At 63.4% G+C, this 22,539-nt stretch carries 19 protein-coding genes; 9 read left to right on the top strand and 10 right to left on the bottom strand.

Annotated elements, in window-relative coordinates:
• Positions 1–522 (top strand): plasmid pRiA4b ORF-3 family protein (locus AC58EF_RS21330; RefSeq protein WP_497278435.1); only part of this gene is annotated, 522 nt, incomplete at its 5' end.
• A gap of 80 nt (positions 523–602) precedes the next feature.
• On the opposite strand, the gene AC58EF_RS21325 is transcribed toward AC58EF_RS21330, so the two are convergent.
• The 3 genes from AC58EF_RS21325 to AC58EF_RS21315 are packed head-to-tail and all read right to left on the bottom strand — an operon-like array spanning position 603 to position 4,817.
• Positions 603–2,183 carry a DHA2 family efflux MFS transporter permease subunit gene (locus AC58EF_RS21325; protein WP_497278434.1) on the bottom strand — a complete coding sequence of 527 codons (1,581 nt, stop codon included), beginning with the start codon at positions 2,181–2,183 and terminating at the stop codon, positions 603–605.
• On the bottom strand, positions 2,180–3,301 hold the full coding sequence (locus AC58EF_RS21320) for an HlyD family secretion protein (RefSeq protein WP_497278432.1): 1,122 nt from the start codon (positions 3,299–3,301) through the stop codon (positions 2,180–2,182). The genes AC58EF_RS21325 and AC58EF_RS21320 overlap by 4 nt, the downstream gene beginning before the upstream one ends.
• A 7-nt stretch (positions 3,302–3,308) precedes the next feature.
• Positions 3,309–4,817, bottom strand: a complete 1,509-nt coding sequence (locus AC58EF_RS21315) for an efflux transporter outer membrane subunit (protein ID WP_497278431.1) — start codon at positions 4,815–4,817, stop codon at positions 3,309–3,311.
• Between AC58EF_RS21315 and AC58EF_RS21310 the strand changes: the two genes are divergently transcribed.
• The 5 genes from AC58EF_RS21310 to AC58EF_RS21290 all read left to right on the top strand — a co-directional run bounded on the left by AC58EF_RS21310 (position 4,816) and on the right by AC58EF_RS21290 (position 11,320).
• Complete coding sequence (locus tag AC58EF_RS21310) at positions 4,816–5,661, top strand: AraC family transcriptional regulator (protein ID WP_497278429.1); 846 nt, start codon at positions 4,816–4,818, stop codon at positions 5,659–5,661. The genes AC58EF_RS21315 and AC58EF_RS21310 overlap by 2 nt on opposite strands.
• Before the next feature lie 469 nt (positions 5,662–6,130).
• The gene (locus AC58EF_RS21305; protein WP_497278428.1) at positions 6,131–6,550 is read left to right on the top strand and encodes a hypothetical protein; all 420 of its coding nucleotides are present in this window, start codon (positions 6,131–6,133) and stop codon (positions 6,548–6,550) included.
• Complete coding sequence (locus tag AC58EF_RS21300) at positions 6,547–9,378, top strand: response regulator (protein WP_497278426.1); 2,832 nt, start codon at positions 6,547–6,549, stop codon at positions 9,376–9,378. Before AC58EF_RS21305 ends, AC58EF_RS21300 begins: the two co-directional genes overlap by 4 nt.
• The gene (locus AC58EF_RS21295; protein ID WP_497278424.1) at positions 9,375–10,304 is read left to right on the top strand and encodes a diguanylate cyclase; all 930 of its coding nucleotides are present in this window, start codon (positions 9,375–9,377) and stop codon (positions 10,302–10,304) included. Before AC58EF_RS21300 ends, AC58EF_RS21295 begins: the two co-directional genes overlap by 4 nt.
• 140 nt (positions 10,305–10,444) lie before the next feature.
• Positions 10,445–11,320 carry a class I SAM-dependent methyltransferase gene (locus tag AC58EF_RS21290; RefSeq protein ID WP_497278423.1) on the top strand — a complete coding sequence of 292 codons (876 nt, stop codon included), beginning with the start codon at positions 10,445–10,447 and terminating at the stop codon, positions 11,318–11,320.
• Between the two features lie 3 nt (positions 11,321–11,323).
• Here AC58EF_RS21290 and AC58EF_RS21285 read toward each other — a convergent pair whose 3' ends face one another.
• Positions 11,324–11,608: a DUF2147 domain-containing protein gene (locus tag AC58EF_RS21285; protein WP_497278421.1), complete on the bottom strand. Its 285-nt coding sequence runs from the start codon at positions 11,606–11,608 to the stop codon at positions 11,324–11,326.
• A gap of 63 nt (positions 11,609–11,671) precedes the next feature.
• On the opposite strand from AC58EF_RS21285, the gene AC58EF_RS21280 reads away from it, so the two are divergent.
• A complete protein-coding gene (locus AC58EF_RS21280) occupies positions 11,672–12,370 on the top strand; it encodes a methyltransferase domain-containing protein (RefSeq protein WP_497278420.1) in 699 nt (232 codons plus the stop codon).
• Here AC58EF_RS21280 and AC58EF_RS21275 read toward each other — a convergent pair.
• The 6 genes from AC58EF_RS21275 to AC58EF_RS21250 form a co-directional block, all read right to left on the bottom strand.
• On the bottom strand, positions 12,300–13,448 hold the full coding sequence (locus AC58EF_RS21275; RefSeq protein ID WP_497278418.1) for an NAD(P)/FAD-dependent oxidoreductase: 1,149 nt from the start codon (positions 13,446–13,448) through the stop codon (positions 12,300–12,302). The two genes, AC58EF_RS21280 and AC58EF_RS21275, sit on opposite strands and share 71 nt — an antisense overlap.
• Positions 13,448–14,515: a type III polyketide synthase gene (locus tag AC58EF_RS21270; protein ID WP_497278417.1), complete on the bottom strand. Its 1,068-nt coding sequence runs from the start codon at positions 14,513–14,515 to the stop codon at positions 13,448–13,450. Before AC58EF_RS21270 ends, AC58EF_RS21275 begins: the two co-directional genes overlap by 1 nt.
• 52 nt (positions 14,516–14,567) lie before the next feature.
• Positions 14,568–14,741: a hypothetical protein gene (locus tag AC58EF_RS21265; RefSeq protein WP_497278416.1), complete on the bottom strand. Its 174-nt coding sequence runs from the start codon at positions 14,739–14,741 to the stop codon at positions 14,568–14,570.
• Between the two features lie 19 nt (positions 14,742–14,760).
• Complete coding sequence (locus tag AC58EF_RS21260; RefSeq protein ID WP_497278415.1) at positions 14,761–16,977, bottom strand: amylo-alpha-1,6-glucosidase; 2,217 nt, start codon at positions 16,975–16,977, stop codon at positions 14,761–14,763.
• Positions 16,978–16,985: 8 nt separating this feature from the next.
• The gene (locus AC58EF_RS21255; RefSeq protein ID WP_497278414.1) at positions 16,986–18,080 is read right to left on the bottom strand and encodes a glycosyltransferase family 4 protein; all 1,095 of its coding nucleotides are present in this window, start codon (positions 18,078–18,080) and stop codon (positions 16,986–16,988) included.
• Positions 18,081–18,352: 272 nt separating this feature from the next.
• Positions 18,353–19,582: an OprO/OprP family phosphate-selective porin gene (locus AC58EF_RS21250; RefSeq protein WP_497278413.1), complete on the bottom strand. Its 1,230-nt coding sequence runs from the start codon at positions 19,580–19,582 to the stop codon at positions 18,353–18,355.
• A gap of 326 nt (positions 19,583–19,908) precedes the next feature.
• On the opposite strand from AC58EF_RS21250, the gene AC58EF_RS21245 reads away from it, so the two are divergent.
• Positions 19,909–21,507 carry an inorganic phosphate transporter gene (locus AC58EF_RS21245; protein ID WP_497278412.1) on the top strand — a complete coding sequence of 533 codons (1,599 nt, stop codon included), beginning with the start codon at positions 19,909–19,911 and terminating at the stop codon, positions 21,505–21,507.
• Positions 21,508–21,517: 10 nt separating this feature from the next.
• Positions 21,518–22,531, top strand: coding sequence for a transporter (locus AC58EF_RS21240; RefSeq protein WP_497278411.1), 1,014 nt, complete (start codon positions 21,518–21,520; stop codon positions 22,529–22,531).
• Positions 22,532–22,539: the final 8 nt, after the last annotated feature.

Below are 22,539 nucleotides of genomic sequence, written 5' to 3'. Positions count from 1 at the left end.
TGGACGACTTTTACGCCGCCCGCAGCAGGACTATCCCGCCGCTACCGTGGTCGAATATTGCTCCGCCGTTCTCACCTGTGGGAAATGAGCTTCGGGCAGACCGGCTTCGGCATCCCCGATCCTGAATATGGCTTCGACGGGCCGCTCGACGCCCGTAAGGCCACTCTCGCCCAGGTCTTGGCGGATACAAGGCGCAAGACCTTCCGATATCTCTACGACTTTGGGGACGCCTGGGAGCATAGCGTCAAGATCGAGTGCGTCAGCCCTGCCAGCTCGCACCTGACATATCCGCTCATCGTCGATGCAGTAGGCATGAGGCCGCCAGAGGACTGTGGCGGCCCATGGGGCTATGCCCAAAAGGTCGAAGCGCTCGGTGACCCCCAACATGAGTATCATGAAGAGGCGCTGGAAACCCTCGGCGAGGACCATGATCCCGACGCCAAGCCCGATATCCCACTGATCGAAGTCAGGCTGGAGGCGCTTGCGAAAAAATGGGCGCCGCGGACACGCCGCAAAGCCTGACTGGAGCGCGTCAACACCACCTTCCGTCGGCGCTTACGTTCAACGCTCGATGACAAGTCGCGAGGATGAAGAGGGGGTGGTCACGTTCGGCTTCGCCTGAGGAACACGCCTCCTAGTCCGCATGCCAACATGAAAAGGCCGGCGAGCAGGAACGCATCGCTGTAGGAAAGTAGGAGCGCTTCGTGATGGACGACGCTATCTAATAGGGCGAGCGCCTGGTCGCGATAGGGTTCGGTCGTTTTGCCTTGAAGCGCCGCGTGGCGGTCGACACGACCGTGGCTCAACAGCCGCACCAGGTCCACTATCCGCTCTCGAAACGCATCCGAAAACGGCGTAATGGCCTCACCGATCCGGGCGGCATGGAGCTTTTCGCGTTCGACAACGAACTGGCTCGCCAGCGCGATGCCAATAGCGCCACCGACATTTCGGACAGTCGAGAACAGCGCTGACGCCGACCCAAGTTCAGATCGTTCGAGGCCATCGACAGCCATCACGCCCAGCGCGACGACGATTAACGATTGGCCGATCCCGCGTACGACCAACGACGGTACGATCACATTCGCGGCGGCGTCGCTATCGAGATGAATATTCATGAGGCACCCCGCCGCCATGATGACGAAACCGAGGATGATGATCGCGCGCACGCTGGTCCAACGCATTAGCCGGGGCGTCGCAAACGACATGACGAACTGTATCAGGCCATAGGGTATCATCGTGAGGCCGATCTGCTCCGCATTGTAGCCATGCGCTTCAGCGAAGTAATTAGGGACGAGGAACACAACGCCGAACACGATAGCGCCGAATGTGAATTGCATCAGGCTCGCCAGCCCGAAATTGTAGCGGCCGAGCAGGCGCAGGTTGATGAACGGATCTTTCCGCCGCAGCTCGATCACGACGAATGCCGCGAGGCCGAGCGTTGCGAGGATCGCGGTATCGACGATCAGCGGCGAGGCAAACCAGTCCTTCCGACCGCCTTCCTCCAGCATGATCTGGAGCGCGGATAGCCCCAGCGCCATGGCGACAATCCCGCCCCAGTCGCCATTGCGCAGCTTGTCGAATGCTGCCGCCGTGCGAGGCGTAGACCAGCCGATCGCCGCCAGTAGCAGGAGCCCGGGTGGAACCTGCAGATAGAAGATCCAGCGCCAATTGTAGGCCTCCGTCAGCCAGCCGCCGAGCGATGGGCCGGCGGCCTGCGCGACATTGTTGGCGACCGCGAACAGCGCCATGCCGAACGGGTGCCGCGACGACGGCAGCTCGGTTACAATGATCTGGAAGGACAGAGGAATCAGCACGCCGCCGAACGCCCCCTGCAAAGCGCGCGCCACGATCATCGTCTGGATGTCCGGCGCCATCGAACAGAGAATGGAAAAGAGGACGAAGCCGCCTGTGCCCACCATCAGCACACGCCGCATCGAGAAGACCGACACCAACCAACCTGTCATCGGGATGATGATGATCTCGGCCACCAGATAGGCGGTGGTGATCCACGATCCCTCCTCGAATGAGGCGCCTAGCGAACCGCGCACGTCGGGCAATGACGCGTTGGTCACATGCACGTTCATGCCAGCCATGAAGCAGCCGACCACACCGCCGAGCACCGCGACCCATGCGCGCAAGGAGACCGGCTCCGCGCCTTGCGCGCTTGTCGCGTCGGCGCTCATGGTCGCGCGCCGCGGGTATCGACGATGGTTTCCACCGACATGCCAGGCCGCAGTCCGGCGGCGCGCGCCTGCGCCGGATCGATAGTGATGCGAAGCGGCAGGCGTTGGACGATCTTGGTGAAGTTGCCGGTGGCATTGTCCGGGGGAAGGAGAGCGAATTGCGCGCCGGTCGCGGGCGCGAGGCCATCGACCTTGCCCCTCAGAGACACGCCATCAAAGGCATCGACCACGATCCTGACCGGCTGGCCGGGACGTATGCGGTCGGTCTGCGTCTCCTTGTAGTTGGCGATGACATAAGTTCGCGCTGGTACGATGGCCATCAACGGCGTGCCCACATCGGCATATTGGCCGGCGCGGGCCACCCGCTGGCCGACCTGCCCCGCCACCGGCGCGTAGATTATCGTTCGTGCCAGATCGAGCCGCGCGGCATCTAGCGTCGCCTGCGCCTGACGCATCGCCCCACGCGCCTTATCGAGATTGGCGATTGCGGCCCGTCGCTGCGCGGCCAGCACCGGCAGTTGAGCGCGGGAGGCGGACAGTCCCGCGCGGGCATCGGCAACACCCGCGTTGGCCCGCTGCGCCGCTGATGCCGCCAACTGGAGGTTCTGGTCGCTGCCTACCTCCTGCCGGTGGAGGGTTGCCTGCCGCCGATAGTCCAGGTCAGTGAAGCGTGCATCCGCCTCGCGGGACGAAATGCCGGCGCTTTTCTGTGCGATCACGCTCTGCTGGCGGACCGTCTCGGCCTCAAGCCCGGCTATATGCGCCTGTTGCGCCTCGATATCAGCGGCTGCTGTGACGACTGCGGCTTCGGCTTGCGCTACTTTCAGGCGATAATCGCGATCGTCGATCCGTGCCAGGACCGTTCCCGCGCGCACCATCTGGTTGTCGGCCACCGCGACCACGCTGATATTGCCGCCCACGCGAGGAGCGATGGTGACCACATCGGCACGGACATAGGCATTGTCAGTTTCCACCATGAAGCGGCCGGTCGTCCACCAATGGATGCCGAATGCGAGAGCAGCGACCAGTGCGGCGGCCCCCGCGCCTATGGCGAGATGGCGACGGGTGGTCGGCAGGCGGACGAAAGAAGGGCGGCTTTCAGCAGCGGTATCGGTCATGACGGCTTCACTTCGAGGAGGGATTTGATGTGGCGACGGGCGCCGACCTGTCAGGTGTGGGCAGACGGACGGCGGGAGCCAATTCCCAGCCGCCGCCCAGCGCCTTGAACAAGGCGACCTGCGCGGCCGCGACGTCGCTATCGACGGAGGCCAGGTTTGCCTGTGCGTCTATCACCGTGCGGTCAGCATCGAGGGCTTCGAGAGCCGTGGCGGCGCCCGCTGCCCGTTGAATCCGTGTCAAACGATCCGCGTGCTGGCAGCGGTCCAGGGCATCCCGCAGCGCGCTCTGGCGGTGTAGCAGGGCCGCAAAATCCTCAGCGCGCTGGTTAACTTCCTTAAGCGCGGTCAGGATCGCGGCGTCGAATTCGGCCAGCGCGCCGGCTTCGGCGGCGCGAGCATAGCGCAGCTTTGCGCGCGCCCCGCTGACATTCGGAAAGCTCCAGCTCAGCAGTGGGCCGAAGCGCCAGACCAGATTGTTCCGATTGCCGAGGTCGCCCGGCGTCCCGGCGGAATCGGCCGCCATGCCGCCTATCGCGATGCGGGGATAAAGGTCCGACACCGCGACACCGATCCGCGCCGTGCCCGCAGCCAGCCTCTGCTCTGCCGCCCGCACATCGGGTCGGCGCCGAAGTAGCGCCGCACCATCGCCTACCGGCACGATCGCGCTGATCTGCGGCAGGGTTCGGCACGCTGCGGCGGCAGGGGCAATTTCGGTAGGTGGATGGCCGGTCAGCACCGCCAGTTCGGCTAGCGCGTCCTGCCGCGCCGCATCCAGCATCGGGATTGCTGCTCGGGCTTGCGCGACCAGCGCGTCCGCTCGCAGCACATCGGCGGTGTTGGCGGCACCCGCAGCGCGTTGTCGTTCGGCGATGTCGCGTCCGCGCTCCGCTAGCGCCAGCGATTGCCGCGCTACGTCGGAGCGATGCGCGAAGCCGCATGCGTCCAGCCACGCGCCAGTGACGCCCGCAGCGATGGAGATCCGCACTCCATCCTCCTGCGCGGCGGAGGCCCGGACATCGGCGCGCGCGGCCCGGACGTTGGATCTCAGACGTCCGAACAGGTCCAGTTCCCAAGATATGTCTGCGCCAAGATCATATCGCGTTCCGGTCCGCGCGCTGCTGACGCCTTGCGCCGCAGCAGAAATCTGGTCCTGAAGTGTGCTGCCATAGCCCGCGCCGGCCGAAAGGTCGGTCTGGGGAAGCCTGTCGCCGCGCGTCTCAACGAGAATTGCGCGCGCCTTCAGCAAATTGGCCTCCGCCACCCGTAAATCGCGATTGTTGGTCAGTGCCTCCGTAACCAGCGCATCGAGCGCTGGCTCGTTGTAAAGGCGCCACCATTGTGTCGGAGATACATCGCTGCTCACCGCTGCGCCGTCCGTAGGTTTCGTCAATTCGGTAACGGTGGAACGAGGCGGGGCGCTGGGTGCCACGACACAGCCGCTAAGCAAAGAACAGTAAAGAAGCACGGCGTTAACGCCGCGCAAGCCAGTGTAAAAAGGGGTTCGCCCGTTGTGCATGTCGATGAGTTTAGCGATTCATCGGTTGTCATTCTCCAGCGATCGTGACAATGATCATCGCGATATGGACAAAAGTCGTAGTTTGGAAGATTGCGAGCGTTCGCCCCGGCCGGTGGTTGCGTTCGCAAGCGAGCACCCGGATGGCGAGCATATCGCGCCTCACGATCATCCCCGCGCGCAACTTATCCATACGCTGGGCGGCGTAATGATTGTTACGAGCCGCGAGGGAAGCTGGATCGTGCCGACTGGCCGGGCAGTCTGGATGCCAGCGGGAGAGGCGCACGCTATCCGGATCGCCGGGGATGTATCGATGCGCACGGTTTTTGTGCGTGGGGACGCGCGATCCTGCCTACCGCGAAACTGCGAGGTGATCGAGGTCTCGCCGTTCCTGCGCGAGGCGATAGTCGCGGCGACCCGTATTCCGCTGGACTATTCCCCGGCCAGCCGGGATGAGCGCGTGATGGAGCTCATTCTCGATGAGATCGAGACGGCGCCACGACTGCACCTGCACGTCGACATGCCGCGCGATCCACGTCTTCTACGGCTCTGCGAACGGGTGATTGCAGAACCCTCGATGCCCTGCACGCTGGAACGGCTAGCGGCGGACATCCATGTCAGTGGACGGACGTTGGCCCGATTGTTCCAGCGCGAACTGGGCATGAGTTTCGGCCAGTGGTTGCGGCGCACCCGGTTGCTGCTCAGCATACCCCGGCTCGCCGCTGGTGTCTCAGTGCTGGAGGTAGCGCTTGAACATGGCTATGATAGCCCCAGCGCGTTTGCGGCGATGTTCCGGCGCACGCTGGGGGTTGCGCCCACGGCCTATCTGGACCGTGACCACGCGTAAACGGCCTTAATCATGCTTCACCTCGGCTAGCACACCGCCAGCTATCGCCGGCAGGTCGTCGCCAGTCAGGTGCATCGCTTGCGAAACGGGTGAGGCTCACGCGCTATTGATGAACTCACAAGTCCATAACAGCCTCTAGCTCCGACAAAAAGTAAACCGTTATGAACGAGGGACTGCCGGGGGGCAGGTCAGCATAAATCGCCGCCAAAGTGGGTTCGCGCCGTCGGTATCGAGGGCTGCAAAGTCTTGCCGACTGATGAGGGGGAAGCGCATGTTCAGCTTGCCCGGAAGGCTGTCGAACCGGATCGTACGGTCCTGAAAATCCCCTTCCCATAGCGGTTCTCCGGCCCGGCAGAGCCCCGGTGAGCGAATTGAAACGCGCGCGTTCAACCCAGCATAAACAGCATTTTACGCATGGACCGAACGCAATTAAGAAAAAATACAACCTCATTCGCTAAATAGTCGCGATATGAGACAGGGATGGTTCTACTTCGTCAGGCGCCAGAACGTCATTCCCGTAGATAAGAAACGCGTGCCTGTCATCGTGGCAGTAGAGGCAAAGCAAACTGCCGTCATCTATCTTCCCGCGGTCTTGCTGTTGATCGCCGGACTGGCTGGCCTTGCCATGGCTTCGCTTCTCGATGGGCGTGAAAGCGGGCGTTATCTCGTGATCGCGCCGCCCAATGCCACCTTGGCTGACACCATCAACCTTGTCCGGGCGGCAGATGGGCGGCTCGTACAGGCCGGTCGTTTCCCCAACATCGTCATTGCCGGGTCCAGCCAGCCCAATTTTGCCGCCGCCTTGCGGAAGGCAGGCGCGTGGCTTGCCATTGCAGCTCCTGATCGTGGCGGATGTCTCGACCCTTCTTTTCGGGAACAAGCGACATGACCATTGAACTGGACAAAGTACGTTTCCATTTCGGTCGTTTCCTGCTGCCGCTCTTCTGGGCGCATGTGCCGTTGCTGGCCGCGGTGGCGATGATGACGGGACATTCCCCGCTTGGCGCGGCTTCAGCGGGGGCTTTGCTGGCCGCCGCCTATCATCTGACCTGGTGGCGGCAGGGCATCGCGCCTGCCACTCGTTATCTGTCTGCCATCGCCCTGATGGGGGAGCCGGCAATCCTTCTGTTCCTGATGCGTGGGCACGCCTGGCAGATGGACATGCATATGTATTTCTTCGCCATGCTGGCGCTGACTATCGCCTGGTGCGACAAGGGCGCGATATTGGCGGCGGCGACGGCGACGTCATTGCATCATCTCCTGCTGCTGTACCTGTTGCCCTATGCGGTTTTTCCGGGGCAGGGCAATCTGGAACGAGTGCTGCTACATGCCGGCATCGTCGCCTTCCAGACTGCCGTGCTGGTCTGGCTGAGCGACAAGCTGGTCGAGAGTTTCCAGCGCAATCAGCGCATGAGTGAAGAAATCTTGGCCAAGAATGCGGCGCTGGAGGCGCGCACGCAGGAAGCGGAGGATGCAAGTAAAGCCAAGAGCCTGTTTCTGGCCAATATGAGCCATGAAATCCGGACGCCCATGAATGCGATTTTGGGCTTTTGCCATCTGGTCCTGCGGACGGATCTGGATCCCAAACAGATGGATTATGTCGGCAAGATCAACCATGCGGGTCAATCGTTGCTCCGCCTGATCAACGACATACTCGATTTTTCGAAAAATGAGGCAGGCAAGCTTTCCTTGGAGCCATATCCGTTCAGCCTGCGACGCGCCATCGAGAACCAACTGCATCTGGTGGCTGACGCGGCCGAGGCAAAGCAGGTGAAGCTGGTGTCGCGGATCGCCGCTGATGTGCCCGAACGGTTGGTGGGCGACGAAATGCGCTTCGGTCAGGTTGCGCTCAATCTGCTCAGCAACGCCGTTAAATTTTCCGAAGGTGGGGCTGTCACGATCAGCGTTGACCTGCTTCACGAACGGGCCGGACAGGTGAGGCTGGAGCTGGCGGTACGCGACACGGGCATCGGCATGACGCCCGACCAGCAGCAATCCTTGTTCCATTCCTTCACGCAGGCCGACAGTTCGACCACGCGTCGCTTCGGCGGCACCGGGCTGGGCCTCGCCATCTGCCGCCAGATTGTGGAGCAGATGGGCGGCACGATCCGCGTGGACAGCGCACCGGGCGAGGGCAGCACCTTCACCTGTCAGATAGGCATGATGCGGGAGGATGATGCGGTCGCGCTGGAAATCGCGTTGCCCGCGCATATCGGACGGCTGCATGTGTTGGCGGCGGACGATAATCCCGCCTCGCGCCAGATCATGCATGACGTATTTGCCGGTTGGGGCATGAGCGTCGATCTGGTGGCTTCGGGTGACGAAGCGCTCGCGGCACTTGCGACCGCGGATGATGGGGGCAGGCCCTATGATCTGGTCCTGCTTGACTGGAAGATGCCGGGTCTGGACGGGATGCAGACGGTCCAGGCGATGAGGCGAGCGGCCTACAAGGGCGGGCGACCCAAGACACTGATCGTGACCGCCTATGGCGCGGACGATTTCGTCAAAAGCATTCAGGAGGGCGATGTCGCCGCCTTCCTGACGAAACCGGTCGTTCCCAAGAGGCTGCTCGACACGATCATCGACATTTTCGCGCAAGAACGAGAAGATGTGGTGCCCATGAAGAGCGCGCCGTCGCCGGTTGCTCTGCCCGTCGTGGCGCCGCAGCTCCGCGGCCTTCAGGTCCTTCTGGCCGAGGATAATGAGGTCAATCGCGAGATCGCCGTGGAATTGCTTGGCGACGCCGGCTTGATCGTGGACTGCGCGGAAAATGGGCGGATTGCCTGTGATATGGTGCGGGACAAGGGCGACAGCTATGCGGCGGTGCTGATGGACGTGCAGATGCCGGAAATGGATGGCATCACCGCCACCCGCTTGATCCGGGAAAGTCGATCGGCCGACCGGCTGCCGATCATCGCCATGACGGCCCACGCCTATGAAGAGGAAAAGCAGCGTTGCCTGGATGCCGGCATGAATGATCATGTCGCCAAGCCGGTCGATCCCGCCACGCTCATGCGGACGCTGAACCGCTGGCTCAAGGTGCCTTCCTCGCCGCCGGCGCCGCCACCGGTCGCCGTAGCCGTCAGGTCGGATTCGCTTCTGCCCGACGACCTGCCGCCCTTCGATCTCCAGGCGGCGCTGGTGCGCGTCAATGGCAAGACCGCGCTGTTGCGCAAGCTGATCGTCACCTTCGGCGAGACCTATGCCGATGTCGCGCATGAGCTGCGCGTTCATATATCGACTGGCCTGCTGGCCGACGCGCGACGTCTGGCGCACAGCCTGAAGGGCGTGGCGGGATCGTTGGAGCTGCCGGCGGTGCAGGGGATCGCTGCCGATATCGAACGGATGTTGGCGGCGAACGAGACGGAATCGGCACGGGCGGCCGTCGACGAACTGGAGCGGGCCATCGCGCCGGCTATCGCGGCGGCGCGCAGCCTGAGCGCCGATCAGGCGGAATCGGCACCGGTCGAGAGCCTGTTCGCGAACAGCGAGGTGACAGCCGCCGCGCGCAATGAGCTGCGCGAATTGCTGCGTCGTCGCAGCCTGAGCGCGCGGGCCAGCTTCCACCGCTTCGCCCACTCGCTCGGTCTGTCCGACGAGGTGTGCGCCCGCCATCCCGTGCATCAGGCGCTGGAAAGGCTGGACTATGAGACAGCGCTCGCGTTGCTCGACGCCGATGGCGTCGAACCAGCCGAAAGTGCAAAGGTATTGCCATGACCGCCACGATCCTGATCGTCGATGACGAACTGTCCAATATCGAGATCATGAACGCCATACTGGAGGACGAGTATGACGTGTGCTTCGCCACGTCCGGGCAGCAAGCGCTCGACGTGGCGCACGCCGCCCAGCCGGACCTCGTACTGCTGGACGTGCTGATGCCCGGTATCGACGGGTTCGAGGTGTGCCGCCAGATCAAGTCCGATCCGTCGCTGGCCGACATTCCCGTCATCTTCACGACCGGCCTGGGCGATACGGAAGACGAAATGCGGGGCTTGTCGCTCGGCGCGATCGACTATGTGACCAAGCCGATCCAGCCTGCAATATTGCGGGCGCGCGTCGGCAACCATGTCGAGCTGAAGCGACTGCGCGACCAGCTTGCGTCGATGGCGGTGACGGACGCCCTGACCGGGCTGAGCAATCGCCGCTATCTCGAACGCTCATTGCAGAGCGAAGCTTGCCGCCTCGCCCGGACAGGCGAATGGCTGTCGGTCATCATGCTGGACATCGACTTCTTCAAGCAGTTCAACGACACCTATGGCCATCCCGCTGGCGATCGCTGCATCAGGATGGTCGCCGCGGCGCTGACTCGGGCGGTAAAGCGGACGAGCGATCTGTCGGCGCGCTATGGTGGGGAAGAATTCGCATGTGTTCTGCCGGGCACCGATCCGCAGGGCGCGGGACTGGTGGCGCAGGAAATCCTGCTTCAGGTCCAGTCGCTCAACATTCCGCATGAACGGTCGCAGGTCAGTCCCTTCATCACTGTCAGCGTCGGCGTCGCCAGCGCACGCTGCTCGCCGGGCATGGCGGCGGAACGCTGGATGTCCGAAGCCGACCAGCAACTTTATGCCAGCAAACGGCAGGGACGGAATCGGATATCGATGGCAGAGTTCGATCGTGAAGAACAAATGCCTTACGCGCACTGACAAGACGTCCGCGTCGAGATCGGCTGAGAGAGGGAGGTCGAAAGCGCGCCATCCCTCCGTAAGGCGCCTGCCAGGCCGTCGAGGTCGCGGCCGACCCATAGAACTTGCCGTCTCGTCGCTGCCGGACGATAAAGGCCGGCATGATCGAGCCGAAGCTGCCCTCGACCGCGGCGGGCGTCGCGACCCATTATGACGAGCTTGATCTTGCCTATCGGCGGATCTGGGGCGAGCATGTTCATCATGGCTATTGGCGCACCGGCCACGAAAGCGCGGCGGAAGCGGCCGATGCGCTGGTGGAAATCGTCGGGGCGCGGCTGGCGTTGGAGCCGGGGCAAAATCTCTGCGACATAGGTTGCGGCTATGGCGCGACGGCGGCATGGATCGCGGCGCGGCACGATGTCAGCATCACGGGCCTCACCTTGTCCGCCGCGCAGGAACGGATCGCCGGTGCGCGTCCATCACCCCGTTTCACCTGCATACGCCGGGACTGGCTGCACAATGATCTGGCCGATGCCAGCTTCGACCGCGCCTATGCGATCGAGAGTTCCGAACATATGGTCGACAAGGCCCGTTTCTTCCACGAAGCGGCGCGCGTGCTGCGTCCCGGCGGGCGACTTGTCGTCTGCGCCTGGCTGGAGGGCGAGGTCGCACGACCATGGGAAATAGACCATCTGCTCGAACCCATTTGCCGCGAGGGGCGACTTCCCAGCATGGGCAGCCGTGCCGACTATGAGGCGCTCGCCGCCGGCGCGGGCTTTACCCTGCACGACTATGAAGATGCCAGCCGCCGTGTCCGCCGCACCTGGATGATCTGCCTGCGGCGGCTGGCCAGGGGATTGCTGAACGATCCAGCACTGCGCCGGCTGGCGTTCAGCCGCGCCACGACGAACCGCAGCTTCATGCTCAGCCTGCCGCGCCTGATCGTCGCGCTACGTACTGGCGCCATGCGCTACGGTATTTTCGTGTGGGACAAGATCAGCGAACCTCCCGTGTCCAGCGGCGCGACTGGCAAATGAACATCACGCAGCCCGTCCTCCTGTCCACACCGCCCCGTCGCGGGTGAAACCCCAGAGCGTCAGCAGACCCACTATCGGCTGTTTCCGCAGCTTCGGATCGGGATTGTTGATATCGGTGGCGGGCACGCCGGCCTTTTTGTCGAGCACGCGCACGATCCGGCCGCACATCTGCTGTCCGCACGGCGCGATCTGGACCATGCCCTTCTGGTCGTCCGTCAACCAGACACCCTCGACGCCCGGCGTCGATCCAGTTGCGGTCAGCAATAAAAGGAGCGATGGAAATCCCATGGTCTCACCTCATTGAAGAATGACGGACGGAATATGATAGGATGACGAAGAAGGGAGCGCATCATGGCCGACCTCTCGATCCGTGCGCGCCAGGAAGAGCAGATGGATGCGCCGGATCTCGATCCTGCCATCTATGAACGCGTGCTCCACGATCTGGCGCGGGTCAATCGCTGGACCTTCACGGCTTGGCCGACCATGGCCTTCCTTCACCGCGCCATCGGTTCGGCCAGGCATTTCCGCCTGCTGGATGTAGGCTTTGGCGACGGTGACGTGCTGCGCGCGGTGGCGCGCTGGGCCAGGCGTCGGGGGATCCAGGCCGAACTGATCGGCGTCGATCTCAACGAAAAAAGCCTGGTCGCCGCCCGCCATGCGACTCCGCCGGACCTGGTGATCGACTATCGCGCCGGGGATTATCTCGACCAGCCGGAGACGTTCGACTTCATCATCTCCAGTCAGGTGACGCATCACATGACGGACGCGCAACTCATGACCTTCCTGCGCCATATGGAGGCCCACGCCCGCAGGGGCTGGATGATCTGCGACCTGCATCGTCATGGCTTTGCCCATTGGGGCTTCCCGATCCTTGCCCGTCTGCTGCGCGTCCATCGCATCGTGCGCGAGGATGGGCGGCTTTCCATTGCCCGGGCCTTTCGCCCCGGCGACTGGGCGGCCTTGCTGCCTGAGGCGGGCATCAGCCCGGATCAGGTGCGCATCGTGCGGCGCTTTGCCTTCCGCCTCTGCGTGGAGCGGATACGCGGGTAAGCAGCGCCGCTTGCGCGCCAAGCCCCGGCATCCGGTGCAACACATGCATCAACATTGCGCGCATGGCCGGGCTGGCTGCACCATGGCGCAGGGTCTCGGCCACGAGGAGCGGCAAGCGGCTGTGATGGTGCCATTGTCTTTGCCAGTTCGTCGCCGCCTCCGGACCTCCGTCCAGAAAGGCCCGTGCCGCGCTCGCTCCGCTGGCAAGCGCGATGGCGATGCCGTCGCCGGCGAGAGAGGCGATCACCGCGCCCTGATCCCCGATGCGAAAGATGCCGGGCGGACTTTCCGCCGCCCGCCAGCCATAGGGCACACCGGCAATTGCGTCGAAACGGGCCGGAATCGCATTTTCCATCCGGTCTGCAAGACGCGGCGCCTCGACCATGATGTCCATCATCAGCGCGCTGATGCTTCCCGCTGCGCCGAGCCGTTCCCGTGCGACCGACAGACACAGATTGGCGGTCCCATCCTCCTGCAGCAGCAGGCCGGCATAGCCCCGATCGAACAGATGCAATTCGATTACCCCTGCCAGATCGCGCGACCGGGCCGGGCTGGCGGCCAGCGCGGCGCGCATCCCGACGGCCGGCGCCTCCGTCCGCCCCGCCAGATTGCGCGCCAGTCCGCGTAGTTCATGCTTGCCCGTCGCCAGAAACAGCGCCTCGCCCACCCATTCCTCGCCATCGTCGAGCCGAATGGTAGGCCCCAGGGGATCGGCCGTCCGCACGGCCCGGCCGCGCATGACGACCGCGCCTGCATCTTGCGCAATGCCGATCAGCGCTTCGTCCAGCAATCGCCGGGATAGTCCCGCAGCCTGGTGCGGCAGCGCCAATTCGACGCATCGCGCGCGCGCCAGCAACCGCAAATGCCCGATCGGTCGCGCGCCCAATGTCAGCGCATCGACTCCCAGGTCGCGCAGGGCCGCCATGGCGTCCCAACCCAGAAAGCCACCGCACACGCCATCATGCGGTCCCGCCTGACGGTCCATCAGATGGGGTCTGATACCGGCCCGCGCCAGCGTTATCGCCGCGGCCGTCCCGGCAGGACCGCCGCCGACGACCAGCGCGGGCGAGCGAAACATCACAGGCCGCCTTCGAACCGGAAACCCTCGGCCGCCAGCCCCGGCCCGAACGCCAGCGCCACGCCTTGCTGTGTCTTCTGACCCAGCACGTCGCGCAGGATGAACATCAGCGTGGCCGAAGACATGTTGCCGAACCGCGCCAGCACGCTGCGTGAGGACGCGAGCGCTGCCTCGCCCAGCCCCAGGCCATGTTCGACCGCATCGAGGATCGATCGTCCCCCGGCGTGCACCGCCCAGCCATCGACCGTCGAGGGGTCATCGGACCCCAATATCCGCCGTCGGATCGACCCATCGGCCAGCGCGGCCTGGATGCGGCCAGGCACTTCCCCCGACAGATGCATGACGAAGCCGCTGTCGCCAATGTCCCAGCGGATGAGATCGGCTGAATCCTCCAGATTGAGCGAAAAGGGCTGGTCGATCGCGACTCCCGTTCCTTCCGCGGTGACCAGAGCCGCTGCCGCGCCATCGCCGAATTGCAACATCATCAGTAGCCGCCCGATCTGCTTTTCGGGTTGGAAATGCAGGGAGGACAGTTCGACCGTCGCCACCAGCACCCGCGCCGCCGGTTCGGACCGGACGATATGGCGCGCGGTCCGCAGCGCTGCTACCGCCGCATAGCAGCCCATGAAGCCCACCAAAGTCCGCTCTACCCCCTCCAGCCCCAGCCGGTCGGCGACGATCTGGTCGACGCCCGGCGCAACGAAGCCGGTGCAGCTTGCCACCACCAGATGGGTGATCCCGTCTATGGCGACCTGTTCCGCCAGCCGGTCGATCGCCTCCAGGCAGAGAGCGGGCGCATATTGCGCATAGCGGCGCATCCGCAGCGACGTGGGCGGCATGGCGTCGGCATAGAAGCCGCCCGGATCGACCGGCGACCCTCCTTCCGCCGTGGGCGGCAGCACGCACCAGCGATGGCCGATGCCCGACCGTTCCGCCATCCGTACGAAGAGCTGCCTTTCGCGTGGATCATCGATCTGCTCGCTCGCCCAATGGATGAAGGAGGTATGCATGTCGTGGGCGGGCACGGCGCAGCCGATGGCGTTGATGCGAGGGCGCGTATGGGTCATCGGTTGCTACCCTTATCTCTCAGCCCTCTGCTATGAATCGGTGGGCATGGTTTCAGCGCCCAGCGAGCGGGGAAGGTTCATGGGACTCTGCTTCTTGTGCAATTTTCGGGCTTTCCCAAAGCTTAATAAGCTTGGCCCGCAGGAAGGTCGGATCGATCTGGCCACTGGGAAAGGCTGCGCTTTGCGCGGTATGAAATCCTGAAACCTCCTTGCTCGCCTGAATCATGCGCAGCCGGTGGAAGGTGTCAGGCGACCGTAACGATCCGCACATTCCCGTCGCGGCCGATTGGCTTGACCACGACCTGATCGCCCATACGATCGAAACCGATATCAACGCTGGCTTCGCCGATGCGGAGATGCCTTATCGTCAGATTCTGCAGAAATTGGGGCAGAGCGGGTTCATGGAGGGAGATCTGGTCCGCCGCGATGTCGAAACGCAGGCCAAGACTCGATTGGATCAGAGCAAGCGGCGCTGCGGCCGACCAGGCCTGTGGACTGCAGGCGACCGGATAGAAGGTCGGCCCTTGCGATCGGCGGCGGGGGAAGCCGCAGAAGAGTTCGGGCAGGCGCATCATGTCGACATAGGTTGCGGCTCCGAACAGGCCTTCGAATATCTGCGCGGCCTCCCGCTGATAGCCATAGCGGGAAAAGCCCGCGGCGATCAGCGCATTGTCATGAGGCCATATGGACCCATTATGATAGCTCATGGGATTGTAGCGCTTTTCGGTCGACGCGATGGTGCGCACGCCCCATCCAGAAAAGGAGGCGGGCGCCATCAGCGTGCGAACCACGGCTTCGGCCCGTTCCTTCTTCGCAAGGCCGGTGTAGAGGACATGGCCGGCATTGGACGAGCGTATGCGGCAAGGGCGCTTTTCCCCGTCCAGCGCAAGGACATAGGTGCCAAGCGCCGCGTCGAAGAAGGCGGCGTCGAACCGGTCGCGCAACTGGTCGGCGCGGGCGCGATAGTCCAGCGCGCGTGCCTCGTCGCCGATGGCGGAAAACAGCACGCTCGCCGCCTGCCATGCGCCATAGACATAGGCCTGCACCTCAGCCAGTGCGATGGGGCCGCGGGCAATGCTGCCGTCTGCATGGAAGATGGAATCATGGCTGTCCTTCCAACCCTGATTCTGAAGGCCCTGATCGGTAAGGCGGCCATATTCGACGAAGCCGTCGCCATCGCGATCGCCATGCGTGTCGATCCAGTCGAGCGCGGCCTCGATATGGGGCAGGATGCCGGCCAGAAATGGCGCGTCGCCCGTCCGCTCGAGATAGGCGCCGGCCAGCATCACGAAGAGCGGCGTGGAATCGATGCTCCCATAATAATGACGGAACGGAACCTCGCCCAGTTCCGCCATTTCGCCGTGACGGACTTCGTGAAGAATCTTGCCCGGCTCGGCATCGGCGGCGGGGTCGAAAGTCGTCGCCTGGTGCGCGGCGAGATAGCCGAGCACGCCGCGACTGATCGCCGGGTCCATCCACAGCGTTTCGAGCGCGGTTATGATCGCGTCGCGGCCAAACACGGTGCTGAACCAGGGGATACCGGCATAGGGATAGGGGCCATATTCCGTATCGGTCGACAGCATCGAGATGTCGGCCACCGATCGCCGCGCGACCTCGTTGAACAGATCGTTCGACGATCGGATCGTTGCGCCACGCCGGCGGGCGAGCCGCAGCGCGTGCATCGCCTCGCGCAATGACTTCAGAAACTGCTTTGGCAGGGGGCCGTTCGCCTTCGCCTTGTCACAGCAGATCCTGACGAACAGCGCGCAGCGCGTGCCGGGGGCGATGGTGACGTCGAACCGCGCACGATTTTCCGTCAGTTCCGTCGGCGCCGGATCGAAATGCAGATGCGTATGCCGTTCGCGATCGTCCCGGCCAAGATAGCCGAGCAGCACGTCCGCCCGGCCGATCTGCGGTGTGCGCATCGTGCCCTTTCGCAGCCGGGTCATGCCGCGGATTTCGAACAGATCGGCAAAATCGGCCGCAAAGCCAAGATCGATGCTGATCCGATGGGTTTCGGTATCGAAATTGCGGATGGTGATCCGTTCGTACACCCCGTCCCGCCACAGGAAGCGGGTCCGACGGAGGTGAATGAGATCATGTTCGACCGCAACCCGGCCGTCGTCGCCGAAAAAATCGGGATTGGCGAGGTCGCAGGTCAACATGGCATTATCGTCACGGAGCGCGGAACTCAGCAGAATCGGCCGCATGTTGTTGACGGTCAGATACAGGTGCGAAAGATGGCGGGTGTCGCGATGATACAGCCCTTCAGGACTGCCGGGCCCCGATATGGCGTCGCCGCTATGATCGAACACCGCAAAGCTGTCGCCATATTTCAGCGTCCGCGGCCTGCGCTCGTGAAATGAGGCCGTCGCCGGAATGAAGAACTGGGTCTGCGCCTGCGAAAGGGCCTGCCCCCCCTCGATGCCAGGCATTTCGGGATGCGGTTGGATCAGCGTCATGGCGTCTCCTATGCGACGATCTGCAACTCGGCTTCCTCGCCGCGTTCTCGGCGCAGGCGCGCCGCGTCGGTGCGCGCGCCAGGCAGTCCATGATATAGTGCGACATAGTCGGCTGCCATACGTTGCGCCGTGAAACGTGCGTCGAATGCGCCGCGCACCCGCGCCCGGTCGAGATGGGGAAGCGCCGCCACGGCCGCCACGGCCTCGTCCTCGCTATCGACGATGAAGCCCGACACACCATGCTCGATCACTTCGGGCACGGACCCACACCGAAAAGCGATGACGGGCGTGGCGCAGGCCATCGCCTCGATCATGACCAGGCCAAAGGGTTCGGGCCAGTTGATCGGGAAAAGCAGCGCACTGGCTTGACCCAGAAAATCGGCCTTCTGCCGCTCGTTGATTTCGCCGACATATTCGACGTCAGGATAGCGATCGACCAGCGGGGCGATCTCCCGCTCCCAATAGGCGCGATCAACGGTGTCGATCTTGGCCGCGATTTTCAGCGCCCTGCCGGAACGGGCAGCGATGCGGATGGCGCGATCCGGGCGTTTTTCGGGTGAGATCCGCCCCAGGAAAGCGAGATAGCCGTCGCCCGATCCCAGACGCGGCGGCAATAGGTTCGTGGGAAGCCCGTGATGGATCGTCGCTCCCCAATTGACCGGCGGCATGGGCCGACGCTGATGATCGGAAATCGACACCAGGCAATGATCGGCAAATGTCCGATAGAATGGGGGCAAGTCCGGCAGGTCGAGCCGGCCGTGCAAGGTGGTCACTGTGCGGCTGATGAAATCCTGGATCACCGGCAGATGCAGTAGATCGATATGGAAATGCAGCGCATCAAACTCGTCGGCGCGTCGGCGAACCTGTTCGAGCATCATCATATGATAGGGAATGGGGTCGACTATGGCGGGATCGAGGCGGAGCGCCATGTCGGTGATCGGAACCAGTTCGGCGCTTGTCCTGGAATCTCCACTGGCAAATAAAGTGACCTCGTGCCCCTGACGGACCAGTTCCTCGGTAAGATAGGAAACGATGCGTTCGGTGCCCCCGTAAAGCCTGGGCGGGACGCTCTCGGCCAGGGGAGCGATTTGCGCGATCTTCATACGGCGTTCCTCTCGAAAGGCGTGAAGCCGTCCGTCCCCGACCGCCGGCAGGCTGCGCTATCACAAGCCTTGGAGCCCGGTGCGGTTGCACGCGCAAACTCGGTTCACCTCAAATAGCAGCCTCCGTTCATCGCTTTAATTGCGATGCTTGCGCGCGTTAAATCTGGATCATTATTACAGATTAACCGTTATGCGCGGGCGCTAGACAATGACGGGTCCGACGCCGGTCCGCTATCTATCGCGGCGTGACGGGCGCCTCTCTTCCGCCCCGGTCAAAAATCGAGTTGGGCGCGCATTCCGACCACTTCCGCGTTGAAGACCGGCTGTGCGCTCGGAATGTCGTAGACGAGGTGCATATAGTCGATCATGAAGCGCACATAGGCATTGGGAATCCAGATGACCGACGCGCCATAGCCGTCCTGCGTGCCGCCGCCGACGCCCGCATCGGTGAGGTCCAGGCGGTCATAGCGGGCATTGACTTCCAGCGCGCCCCATCCGCCGCCGCCGACCGGTTTGCTGGGCGACACCCGTTCGAACGCGCCATTGCGATAGGCGCGACTGTCGTCGGTGAGGAAGAGGCCGGCTTCGGCATAGCCGCCAAAGAAGACCGGGTCCGCGCTGCCGGGCCGGTCGACCTTGAACCGGGCGGCTTCGGCGGCAAAGTGAAAGCGCTTGCGGTTGAGCGCGAGTTCGCCACCGAAATGGGTTTCGCGGTTCACCGTCAGCACGCCGGTATCGACATAACGGATGTCGCTGGTGCCGATATAGGGCCGCTGCCGATATTGCGTGCCGATCGTCGCCTGGAAATCGCCAAGATTGCGTCGATGCGCCGATGCGGCAAGATGAAGCTGCGTCGGGCCGAAGCGCGGCATCCACACCAGCCGGCCATCGATGCTGACGCTCTTGTCCCCGTCATTCTGCAGACCGTTCATGTCGTCGGTGAAGACACCGGCGTTCGCCATGAAGCTGTCGCTCTTGTAGCCCGCCGAAATGCCTACGCGCCGTTCGAGGTTGAACGCCCCGATGAAGGACGCCCGCTCGGTGAAGGTCAGATACAGGTCGGAATCCAACTGTTCCATCGAGGTGAAGGGATGATGCTGGCCGACGGTGATGTTGAACGGACCTTTGTCATAGGTGATGAACAGGTCGGTCCAGTTGACCCCATTGGCCAGGTCGACCTCCGCCCGATAGCCAAAGCCGCCCGGCATCGTCCCCTGCGCGCCGATATAGGCGCGGCGCACGCGACTGGTGAAGCCGCGCCCGTCGCGCTGTCCCGTGGCGCGTGAGGCGGGCGCATCCAGATAGCCGCCGTCGATTTGCATCCGGCCGCGCGGCTTGAAGCTCCATCCGCTGGCGGTCTTGAACTCCGGGGCGCCCTTCCAACTGATCTGGATGTCGTCCTTCCCCTTTTCGGGAGGAGCTGCGGGCGGTGGCGATGCCTGCGCCACGGAAGGTGCGGGGGGAGGCATGGCTGCGGCAGGCTGGGCCAGTTGCGCACGCATGGCGCGCATCTCCGCCTTCAGCTCCTCGACTTCCGCCCGCAGACGGGCAACCTCGCTCGCGCTTGCGTCAGAACCGCCTGCATGTTGCTCTTCCGCAAACGCTTGAGTCGTGCTCGCCAGGCAGGCGATCCAAGCCGTACAGATCAATAATGATGCCTTCGACATTTCTCGCCCCACATCGTCGACTCATGTCGAATGAAGTGGGTGGCAAGGCAACGTTACCAGTTTATGTCTGGTGTCTGGCCAATTGCAACTTGCAGCTGCCATCGCCCTGTCATCAAGTCCGCATAGCAACAGATCGGCAAGATATTAAGAGGGGCGATTCGATGAGTGCGACATTGGCGGCAAAGGAAACCCCGCGCCCGGATCTGGACAAAGGTTTGGGTGTCGCCGGTCAGGTGGGCTTCTTCGCGGCGATCGTGGCGGCGCTTGTCTATGTCGCCTACAGCATCTACGCCGATGCGACGGCCGTGGGGGTCGAACCGACTACCTATTTGCCGTTCGCGCTGCTGTTCGTCGCCCTGCTGATCGCATTGGGCTTCGAATTCGTGAACGGCTTCCATGATACGGCCAATGCAGTCGCGACGGTCATCTACACCAATGCGATGCCGGCCAATGTGGCGGTTGTCTGGTCCGGCTTCTTCAACTTCCTCGGTGTGCTTCTCTCAACCGGTGCGGTCGCGTTCGGCATCGTATCGCTGCTGCCGGTGGAGCTTATTCTCCAGGTCGGCTCCAATGCCGGTTTCGCCATGGTCTTCGCCCTGCTGATCGCCGCGATCCTCTGGAACCTCGCGACCTGGTGGCTCGGCATTCCTTCATCCAGTTCGCACACGCTGATCGGATCGATCATCGGCGTCGGCGTCGCCAACGCGATGATGCATGGCAAGAGCGGCACGGCCGGTGTCGACTGGAGCAAGGCGACGGAAATTGGTCAGGCGCTGCTGTTCTCGCCACTGATCGGTTTTGGCGTCGCTGCGCTGCTGTTCCTCGCGATGAAGCTGTTGATCCGCAACAAGGCGCTGTACGAAGAGCCGAAAGACGGCCTGCCGCCGCCGGTCTGGATTCGCGCCCTGCTGATCTTTACCTGCACCGGCGTCAGCTTCGCCCATGGGTCGAATGACGGTCAAAAGGGCATGGGCCTTATCATGCTGATCCTGATCGGCACCGTGCCCACGGCCTATGCGCTCAATCGTGCGGTTCCGGCGCAATATACGCAGGAATTCCATGCGAACTCGACTGCCGCCGCCGCTGCGCTCGGCCAGTCCGCGGTCACGGGCGATCCGGCCCAGGCCCGGCGTGAGGTGACGCGCTATATCGCAGACAAGACCGCTTCGGCAGCAACCGTCCCGGCCTTGGGCATATTGATCCGTGACGTCGATCATCAGGTCGCCGAATATGGTTCGCTGGCGAAGGTTCCGGCCGCCGCCGTCGACAATATCCGCAATGACATGTATCTGGCCTCCGAAGCGATCAAGCGCGTAAGCAATGAAAAGTCGGCCAATCTTTCTGACGAGGCGAAAGAAACTTTGACGGCCTATAAGGGGTCGCTGGACGCTGGCACGCGCTTCATCCCGACCTGGGTGAAGGTTGCCGTCGCCTTCGCATTGGGTCTGGGCACCATGGTCGGCTGGAAACGCATTGTCGTGACCGTCGGTGAAAAGATCGGCAAGTCGCACCTCACCTATGCGCAGGGTGCATCGGCCGAACTGGTGGCAATGGCTACGATCTTTGGTGCGGACCATCTCGGCCTTCCGGTATCGACCACGCATGTCCTGTCGTCGGGTGTCGCCGGAACCATGGCTGCGAACCGGTCCGGCCTCCAGATGAGCACGATTCGCAACCTGTTGATGGCGTGGGTGCTGACGCTCCCAGTGTCCATCATGCTCGCGGGCGTGCTGTACATGCTCTTCTCCCTCGTCTTCTAGGCGCGATGCGATGGGCACCGCGCCCGGACAGCAGGATGATCCAGGCCCCACGCCATTTCACGGCCTGGGGCCTGGTCTCGTCTGGGGTCTGGATTTTGGCGACGGGAAGGTGTCGCCCGTCGCCCGTTGCGATGCGCCGAGCGACGCAGGGTTCCGCTGGCTTCATCTGAATCTGGCCGATCATGGCACGCAACGCTGGATCAGGGATCAGGACATTCTGCCGGCGGCTGTCCGCGACCTGCTTCTCGCGCCGGAAACGCACCAGCGCGCATTGGTCGATGGTGATACGATCGGATGCGTGTTCCATGATTTCGAACGGGACTTCGATGTCGCGGATACGGCGCGCGTGGGTGCGTTGCGCCTGGCGCTGACGCCCGGACTGATGCTGACATGCCGGCTGCACCCGTTGCGCTCTGCCGACATCGCCAAGAGCCGGCTGACCCGCGGCACGATGACCATTGGACCGCCGCAGGCGCTGGAAGTGCTGGTCAACGCCATCGGCGACAATATCGCAGACATCAGCCGGACGCTCGGCGCGGACGTGCAGCAGACCGAAGACGCTTTTCTGGAAGGGCATCATCCGCCCACCGCGCGTGATCTGATCGGCATCCGTCGGCGGCTGGCCCAGATTCATCGGCTGCTTTCCGGTATGCGCGGCGTGTTCCAGCGTCTGGAGCAGGATGAGGAACTGCCCGAAGAGCTGCGCCCCAGCGTCGAAAAGCTGGCGCAGAGTCTCCAGTCGCTCGATGCCGACATATTGGGAGCCCAGTCGCAGCTGCGGCTGTTGCGGGAAGAACTGGACATTCAGGAGTCCCAACGGACCAACCAGAATCTCTACATGCTGTCGATCGTGACAGCACTGATGCTGCCTGCGACACTCGTCACGGGAATTTTCGGCATGAATACCGGCGGGCTACCGTTCGCGGATGGCCCCTATGGCACGCTCCATGCCGGGATTCTGGCGGCCGGAGCGGCGGCCGCCACCTATATTCTCCTGCGCTGGATGGGTTTCATGCAGCGCTGACCGGCGTG

The sequence above is a fragment of the Sphingobium sp. WR1 genome, assembly GCF_059693745.1.
This window is presented reverse-complemented; position numbering and strand designations above follow the sequence as displayed.